The sequence below is a fragment of the Clavibacter sp. genome (genome assembly GCF_014802555.1).
GTDB lineage: Bacteria > Actinomycetota > Actinomycetes > Actinomycetales > Microbacteriaceae > Clavibacter > Clavibacter sepedonicus.
In genome coordinates this window covers 1-7,441 of sequence record NZ_JAAVCB010000144.1, presented here as the reverse complement: position 1 = coordinate 7,441, position 7,441 = coordinate 1, and the positions used below count along the sequence as shown (strand labels likewise).

Genomic DNA, 7,441 nt, shown 5'->3' with positions numbered 1-7,441 from the left:
GCATTACCGTGGGACATCGAGGCCTCCTGGCGATGGTTGAACTGAACAGCTCCATCAAGCCAGGAGGCCTCTTCACACGCCCCGAAGTGTCACCAACGTCACGGCCGAGTACACCTAGGGCCGCTCCTCCGCCCAGCGCGTAGCGTGGCGCTCATGACAGAGCAGTCCACCGACCAGCCCACCACCCACCTCGGACGCACCGGCGTGGAGGTCTCGCGCCTCTGCCTCGGCACCATGATGTTCGGCGCATGGGGCGAGACCGACCACGAGAAGTCGATCCGGGTGATCCACCGCGCCATCGACGCCGGGATCACCTTCATCGACACCGCCGACATCTACGCGTACGGCGAGTCGGAGGAGATCGTCGGCACGGCTATCGCGCAGTCCGGCCGCCGCGACGACCTCGTGCTCGCGACCAAGTTCTTCAACGGGATGAAGCCCGAGGCGAACCACCGCGGCGGATCCCGCCGCTGGATCGTGCGGGCCGTCGAGGACTCGCTGCGCCGCCTCGGCACCGACTACATCGACCTGTACCAGATGCACCGGCCGGACGAGCACACGGACATCGAGGAGACCCTCGGCGCGCTCACCGACCTCGTGCGCGCCGGCAAGGTGCGCTACATCGGGTCGTCCACCTTCCAGCCGAGCCAGGTCGTCGAGGCCCAGTGGATCGCCCGCGAGCGCGGCACCGCGCGGTTCGTCACGGAGCAGCCGCCGTACTCGCTGCTCACCCGCGGCGTCGAGGCCGACCTCCTCCCCACCACCGAGCGCCACGGCATGGGCACGCTCGTGTGGAGCCCGCTCGCCGGCGGCTGGCTCTCCGGCAAGTACCGCAAGGGCCAGGAGATCCCGAAGACGCACCGCAACGACCGCGACCCGTCGCGCTACGACCCGGCCGACCCGAAGTTCGAGGCGGCCGACCAGCTGGGCGCCCTCGCCGACGAGCTCGGCGTGCCGCTCGTGCACCTCGCGCTCGCGTTCGTGCTGCGCCACCCGGCGGTCTCCAGCGCGATCATCGGCCCGCGCACCATGGAGCAGCTCGAGTCGCAGCTCGACGCGGCCACCCTCGAGCTCGACGCCGCGACGCTCGACCGCATCGACGAGATCGTGCCGCCCGGCCTCAACGTGAACCCGGCCGACACGGGCTTCTCGAACTACTGGCTGGATCCCGCCCGCCGCCGGCGCTGACCCGCGCTCGGTCATGCGGCGGACGCTGACCCGCGCGCGGCCACAGGGCCGGCGCTGACCCGCGCGCGGCCGTGGGGCCGGCGCTGACCCGCGCGCGGGCTGCACCACCGGGAGCCGACGCCGATCCGCGGACGATCGGCTCCCGGTCGGCGCCCATGCCGTCCCCGTAGGGTCGATCCATGACCCGTCGCACCCGCGAGCCCGTGTACGGGACCGCTGTCGTCCTGGGCCGCGCGCTCTTCGGATCCCTCCGCCTCCGCCTCGTCGCCGACGGCCGCGACCGCATCCCGGACACCGGGGGCGCGGTCATCGCGATGACGCACTTCGGCTATCTCGAGTTCGCGCTCGTCGAGTGGGCGACATGGCTGCACAACCGCCGCCGGATCCGCTTCATGGCGAAGAAGGGCGCGTTCGACACGCCCGGCGTGGGCTGGGTCCTGCGTCGCATGCGCCACATCAGCGTCGACATGACCGCGGGGGCGGCCGCGTACGAGGACGCCGTCGCGGCCCTGCGCGCGGGCGAGCTCATTGGCGTCTTCCCGGAGGCGGGCGTGAGCGCGTCGTTCCGCGTGCGGGAGCTGAAGACCGGTGCCGCGCGATTGGCGGCCGAGGCCGGCGTGCCGATCGTGCCCGTCGCCGTGTGGGGCGGGCACCGGCTCCTCACCAAGAACCGCCGCATCCGCATGCGCGACCGCATCGGGGTGCCCGTGCACCTGCGCGTGGGCGAGCGGATCCCCGTGGCGGCCGACGCGGATCCACGCGAGGTCACCGACGCCCTGCGCGAGGAACTGCAGGGGCTGGTCGACGACCTCCAGTCCGCGTACCCGGTGGACGGCCGCGGCGCATGGTGGCAGCCGCGGCACCGGGGTGGCACGGCGCCGACGCCCGAGGAGGCCGCGGCCGCGGACGCCGAGCGCGACGAGCGGCGCCGGCGACGCGCCGAGGGGCGCTGACCCGACGGAGGGCCCTGAGGGAATGAGACCGGCCCGGGCCTTCGAGGCCCGGGCCGGACTGCGCACGTGAACGTCTGTTACCCGCAGACGAACCGGCTGGTGCGGTACAGCTCACCCGAAGAGCCGTACCGGATGCCTCCACGGTAGCCGCGCATCCTGGCGATCCCCCGGCGCGAGCGGGAATGTACCCCGTTTTGGGGGGAAGTGGGTATGTCCGTCATTTGGGAGACCCAGTACAGTTGCGGATCCTCGCACGGGTCCGTTCGGACCGGCTCGGTCCGGCCCGGCAGCGTTCAGACCGGCTCGGCCAGCGGCGGCCGCTCGAGGCCGGGCGCGGGCGGCGCGGTGGGGTCGGCGTCCACGGCGCGGATGCAGTTGGCCGCGTCCACGTGCACTACGCGGGGCTCGAGCGCGCGGGCCTCCTCGGTGGTCATCTGGCCGTAGGCGATGAGGATCACGGTGTCGCCGACGTCCACGAGGCGGGCGGCCGCGCCGTTGATCCCGAGCACGCCGCTGCCGCGCTCGCCCGCGATCGTGTAGGTGTCGAGCCGGGCGCCGTTGGTGACGTCGACGATGCTGACGCGCTCGCCCACGAGGATGTCGGCGGCGTCGAGCAGGTCGCGGTCGACCGTGACGGAGCCGACGTAGTGGAGGTCGGCGTGCGACACCGTGGCGCGGTGGATCTTCGCGGTCATCATGGTGCGCAGCATGCGTGCTCCTCTGCTCGGGCGGCGTCCGTGCGCCCGTCGGCGGAGCACGGTGATCGCCGGGGCGATCACGGGGGCAACGCGCGCGAGCCGGTGGATGTTCCGGCGGGTGCCGGATCCGTGCCGTGCGGGCCCCCGGCGAGTGTACGAGACGCCGGCGCTCCCGGCGGGCGCCGGTCGTCGCGGATCCCTCCCCGGATCCGTGCGGGCTAGGCGCGCCGCCGGACGGGGGCCACGCTGGGGGAGGGGACCCGACCCCGAGCACACCCACGGAGGCACCAGTGGCACGACGAGACACGGCCGGCACCATCGAGGACCGTCCCGACGAGGACGACGCGCGCAAGCCCGACTCCCCGACGGAGATCGAGAAGCCCTCCTGGAAGTACGTCCTCCGGAAGACCATGCGCGAGTTCGGCACCGACCAGTGCACCGACATCGCGGCGTCGCTCACGTACTACGCGGTGCTGTCGCTGTTCCCGGCGCTCATCGCGATCATCTCGCTGCTCGGCGTGTTCGGGCAGGGCGAGTCGACGGTGTCGGCGGTGCTGGACCTGCTGCGCGGCTTCGCGCCCGCCGACGCCCTGGCGCTCATCGAGCCGATCCTCACGGGCTTCGTCGAGTCGCCCGCCGCCGGCTTCGCGCTCGTCTCCGGCATCGTGCTCGCGATCTGGTCGGCCTCCGGCTACGTCGGTGCGTTCAGCCGCGCGATGAACCGGATCTACGAGATCCCCGAGGGCCGCCCGTTCTGGAAGCTCAAGCCCACCCAGCTCGCCGTGACGGTGATCGGGATCGTGCTGCTGCTCGTGTGCGCGCTCATCATCGCGATCTCCGGCCCGGTCACCGACGCCATCGGCGAGGCGCTCGGCCTCGGCCAGACCGTGCAGATCGTGTGGTCCATCGCCAAGTGGCCGGTGCTCGCGTTCGCGATCGTGCTGCTCATCGCGATCCTCTACTACGCGACCCCGAACGCGAAGCAGCCGAAGTTCCGCTGGATGAGCATGGGCGCGGCCATCGCGCTCGTCGTGCTGGTCATCGCCTCGGTCGCCTTCGCCTTCTACGTCACGGAGTTCTCCAGCTACGCGAAGAGCTACGGCGCGCTCGCCGGCGTCGTGGTGTTCCTGCTGTGGCTCTGGATCGCGAACCTGGCCCTCCTGTTCGGCGCCGAGTTCGACGCGGAGCTGGAGCGTGGACGCCAGCTCCAGGCCGGCATCGCGGCCGAGGAGACTCTCCAGCTCCCGCCGCGCGACACGGCCGTCAGCGACAAGAAGGCCGCCGCGGAGCGCGAGGACGTGAAGCGCGGCCGCGGGATCCGCGAGCGGCATGAGCGTGCCGAGCGCCTCGGCGGCGGAGGCGACGCGGGCGACGGCGCCTGATCCGACCGGCGGGCCCGCGCGTCGATCGCGCGGGCCCGCGCGTCACCGGTCCTTGATCTCGTCGTAGGCCGCCAGCGCCCGCTGCCGGGACTCCTTCAGGTCGACGATGGGCGACGGGTACGCCGCCAGCCCGCCGTCGGCCGAGGCGTCGGCGTCGTCCTCGGCGCTCGCGACCAGGTCGCCCTGCGCCTTCCACGGCTCGTGCACGACGTCCCGCGGCGCGTGCGCGAGCTCGGGCACGTAGGAGCGGATGTACTCGCCAGACGGGTCGAACTTCTGCCCCTGCAGCACGGGGTTGAACACGCGGAAGTACGGGGCGGCGTCCGCACCGGATCCCGCGACCCACTGCCAGCTCGCCGCGTTGTTGGCCGCGTCCGCGTCGACGAGCGTGTCCCAGAACCACTGCTCGCCATGGCGCCAGTCGATCAGCAGGTTCTTGATGAGGAACGACGCGACCACCATGCGCACCCGGTTGTGCAGGTGCCCGTCCTTCCAGAGCGCGCGCATGCCGGCGTCCACGAGGGGCACGCCGGTCTCGCCGCGCTGCCACGCGCCGAGGGTGTCGTCGCGCGGCTCGTCCCACGGGAACGCGTCGAAGCGGGGCACGAAGTTGCGGGTCGCGAGATCCGGCTGGTGGTACAGCAGGTGGTAGCTGAACTCGCGCCATCCCAGCTCGGAGAGGAACTTGGTCGCGTTGACCTCGTCGCCGCCCACCTTCTTGCCGCGGGTGCGCTGGACCCGGTGCCACACCTGGAACGGGCTCACCTCGCCCCAGCGCAGGTACGCCGACAGCCGGGAGGTCGTCATCGCCGCGGGCTCGTCGCGCTGGGCGGCGTAGTCCTCCAGCTCGTGGTGGACGAAGTCCTCGAGGCGCTGCAGCCCCGCGGCCTCGCCGGGATCGCAGGCCTCCCGCAGGCCGGCCGCCCAGTCGGGCTTCGTCGGCAGCAGGCCCCAGTCGTCGAGGTCGTCGGAGCGGGGCGCCTTCCGCGGTGCCTCGAGCGCGTCCGGTGCGGGGAACGGCTTCCGCGGCTCCTCACGATCCTGCGCGGTCTTCCAGAAGGGCGTGTACACGCGGAAGGGCTCGCCCTGCTTGTTCACCACCGTCCACGGCTCGACGAGCAGCGATCCCTGGAAGCTGCGGACGTCGAGCCCGCGGTCGCCGAGGTCCTTCTTGATGGCGGTGTCGACCGCGATCTCCGCGCCGCCGTAGCGTCGGTTCCACAGCACGGCGCCCGCGCCGACCTCCCGCACGAGATCGTCGACGACGTCGGCGGCCTTCCCCCGGCGCAGCACGAGCGGCGAGCCGAGCCCCCGGAGCGACTCCCCGAGCCGCGACAGGCTCATGTGCAGCCACCAGCGGGCGGCGCCGCCGAGCGGGCGGATCCCCGCGCTCTCCTCGTCGAGCACGTACAGCACCACGATCGGCTCGCCCCGCTCGACGGCGGCGTGCATCGCCGGGTTGTCGGCCACGCGGAGGTCGTCGCGGAGCCACACGATCGTCGGGCCGTGCGCCTGGTCGGCGCCCTCCCGGTCCGCGGATCCGTGGTCGGGGGCGTCGTCGTCGCTCATGGGACGAGCCTAGGACGGCGCCCGGCGGGCGACCGGGGCGTGGTCGCTGCGCGAGCACCCCTCGGCGGCCCGTAATATTGCACATGGCAGTGCGCGTCCGTCCGGGGCCGACCGCCGCCCGAGACCCGCCGTCATCGAGAGGCCCATGGACGACCAGAGCACGCCCCTGCCCCCGCCCGAGCGCTCCGGGCGGTCGCCGCGCGACGCCGTCTCCGCGGTCGTCGTGGCGGGCGACGCCGGATCCACGATCGCGGCCACGCTGACGTCGATCCTGGGGCAGACCATCCCCCCCGGAGCGCGTGGTGGTCGTGGTCGCGGGCAGCCGCGACGACACCTTCGCCGTGGCGCGGACCTTCAACGGACGCCACGAGCGCGCCGTGCCCGGCGCGGGTCCCGCCAGCACGACGGTCACGGTCATCGACCGCGGCCCGCGCGAGAGCTCGCTCCGCTCGGCCTACGGCTTCGCGCTCCGGCTGGTCGGCGACGCGGAGCGCGTGCTGCTCGTCTCGCCCGACGCCGAGCTGGAACCCGACGTGCTCGAGCTCCTCACCGCCGCCCTCGAGCGGGATCCGGGCACCTCATCGGTGTCCGCGAGCCTCGATCCCCGGCCGAGCGGATCCCGCGGCCCCCTCGCGGGCGCCCTCCGGCTCCTGCAGCGCCACTGGGTCATGGGCGCCGTCGAGACCGGCACCGACCTCGGCCTCTCCGGCCCGGTGCCGCTCGCTCCCGCGACGCTCCTGCAGCTCCCCGCGCACGACGCGGGGTCGTCCGCCTCTGCCACCGCCTCGTCGGAGGGGATGCTCACCGCCCTCCTCGCCGGCGACGACCGCTCGGCCCTGGTCCCCGGCGCGCGCGCCCGCGTCGACACCGCCGTCACGTGGGGGATGATGCGCGAGCGACGCGACCGGTGGGGAGCCCACGTCGCCCGGATGGCGCGCGGCGGCTCGTCCGCCGACGTCGGCGACCGGCGTCGCGCGCGCCTGGCGTCCCTGCGCATCGGCGTCGGGCCCGTCCTCCGGTTCGTGTCGTTCGCCCTGGTGGTCCTGTACGTGGCGGCCGCGGGGATCCAGGGCATCCTGGAGCCCGCATGGTGGTGGGTCGTCCCCGTCGTGGTGCGGCTGCCGCTGCACATCCGCACCCTCCGCCGGATCCGCGAACGCACCGCCGCCGACGTCCTCTTCGGCGCGACGTTCCTCCCTCTCGAGACAGCCGAGGCGGCGTACGGCGTCTCCCGCATCCGCGACGGCCTGCACCGGATGGCTCCCGCGGCCCGGCGCGGCGGCCCCTCCGCGGCCGAGACCGTACCGCCCTTCTCCGCGGTCGACGCCGTGGCCGTCGTCGTCGTCGGAGTCCTCGTCGTCGGAGTCCTCGCGGCGGCCGAGGTCGGGGGTCCCGCATCGGCCGGCCTCACCACGGCCGTCGGCTGGACGGCATGCGTCGTCACCGCCGCCGACATCGTCATGGCGCTGCTGCGCCTGCTCGTCGCCCACGGCGGGCCGTTCGCCCGCCCGGCCACGCCGGGTGGATCCGCGGCCTAGGTGTAGTTCCCAGTGAGGTTGTGAACGCGTTCGGCGGGCGTGAGTCCGCCGATGCCGGTGTGGGGGCGGTGGTGGTTGTAGTGATGCAGCCAGGCAGGGTAGGTCGCGGCGCG

General features: G+C 73.4%; 7 protein-coding genes. 4 read left to right on the top strand and 3 right to left on the bottom strand.

Annotated elements, in window-relative coordinates:
* Positions 1–153: 153 nt before the first annotated feature.
* Both HDR73_RS15830 and HDR73_RS15825 read left to right on the top strand, forming a co-directional pair.
* A complete protein-coding gene (locus tag HDR73_RS15830; RefSeq protein ID WP_012297899.1) occupies positions 154–1,188 on the top strand; it encodes an aldo/keto reductase in 1,035 nt (344 codons plus the stop codon).
* Positions 1,189–1,367: 179 nt separating this feature from the next.
* Complete coding sequence (locus HDR73_RS15825; protein WP_041464315.1) at positions 1,368–2,141, top strand: lysophospholipid acyltransferase family protein; 774 nt, start codon at positions 1,368–1,370, stop codon at positions 2,139–2,141.
* Positions 2,142–2,434: 293 nt separating this feature from the next.
* Here the strand turns inward: HDR73_RS15825 and panD are convergent, their stop codons facing one another.
* Positions 2,435–2,851 carry an aspartate 1-decarboxylase gene (gene panD / locus HDR73_RS15820; protein ID WP_041464316.1) on the bottom strand — a complete coding sequence of 139 codons (417 nt, stop codon included), beginning with the start codon at positions 2,849–2,851 and terminating at the stop codon, positions 2,435–2,437.
* 278 nt (positions 2,852–3,129) lie between these two features.
* On the opposite strand from panD, the gene HDR73_RS15815 reads away from it, so the two are divergent.
* Positions 3,130–4,221, top strand: a complete 1,092-nt coding sequence (locus tag HDR73_RS15815; RefSeq protein ID WP_012297902.1) for a YihY/virulence factor BrkB family protein — start codon at positions 3,130–3,132, stop codon at positions 4,219–4,221.
* Between the two features lie 42 nt (positions 4,222–4,263).
* On the opposite strand, the gene HDR73_RS15810 is transcribed toward HDR73_RS15815, so the two are convergent.
* A complete protein-coding gene (locus HDR73_RS15810) occupies positions 4,264–5,790 on the bottom strand; it encodes a cryptochrome/photolyase family protein (protein WP_012297903.1) in 1,527 nt (508 codons plus the stop codon).
* 299 nt (positions 5,791–6,089) lie between these two features.
* Here HDR73_RS15810 and HDR73_RS15805 point away from each other — a divergent pair, with 299 nt between their 5' ends.
* The gene (locus tag HDR73_RS15805; RefSeq protein WP_223842697.1) at positions 6,090–7,328 is read left to right on the top strand and encodes a glycosyltransferase family 2 protein; all 1,239 of its coding nucleotides are present in this window, start codon (positions 6,090–6,092) and stop codon (positions 7,326–7,328) included.
* Here HDR73_RS15805 and HDR73_RS15800 read toward each other — a convergent pair.
* Positions 7,325–7,441: integrase core domain-containing protein (locus HDR73_RS15800; RefSeq protein ID WP_287136483.1), on the bottom strand; the 117-nt coding region annotated here is incomplete at its 5' end. The two genes, HDR73_RS15805 and HDR73_RS15800, sit on opposite strands and share 4 nt — an antisense overlap.